This is a genomic window from Vibrio sp. 2033, from assembly GCF_033339735.1.
Map to the genome: position 1 here is coordinate 1 of NZ_JAWOVC010000554.1, position 604 is coordinate 604.

At 36.4% G+C, this 604-nt stretch carries 1 protein-coding gene; it reads right to left on the reverse strand.

Annotation, left to right across the window (positions count from 1 at the left end):
* Positions 1 to 402 precede the first annotated feature (402 nt).
* Positions 403 to 604, reverse strand: a 202-nt coding sequence (locus R7P74_RS27755) for an Imm49 family immunity protein (RefSeq protein ID WP_318123888.1), incomplete at its 5' end; no start/stop codon positions are given.

Below are 604 nucleotides of genomic sequence, written 5' to 3' on the forward strand. Positions count from 1 at the left end.
AACTTTGTGTGAGAGTTTGTACAACGCCATGTACCTGATCGGCAGTTACACTCATTATGTTTATCTCCGTTATTTGTAGCGCACTCATCCTGTGCATCAAAGTTAAATTCATCACCAATTTGGTGAATGAAATTCACAAAGCGTCTAATACAGCAATTACCGTTCCATAATTTACTCTTCTAACAATTAGGATTTAATTCATTGTTTTATAAAGCCTTAAATGAAATCAAAAACTTTTATTTGTATTGATTTTATCTATTTAAATGCACCAATGTAGGGTTTATGCACCAATATAATGCGCACAACATGTACGCGTTTAATTAGTAAACTCTGGCCATAAACGCAAAAAAAGCCACCTCATAAGAGATGGCTCATACATTAAGTTTCTAAATAAATGATAATTTATCGTGTGATCTTCCCTGCTTTTACATCTTCTAGCCAACGTCCTTCAACGAGATATGGAGGAAGCCAACCGGTTTCAATAGATAAACGGTTGCCTTTGTCGTACCACATACAAGCCATGCCAAGCAGAGGGAAATTAATGAACGTGCGGATGCCTATCCTATCTGGTCCTAATTCTCGAAGATGATATTTCTCTTGGAAC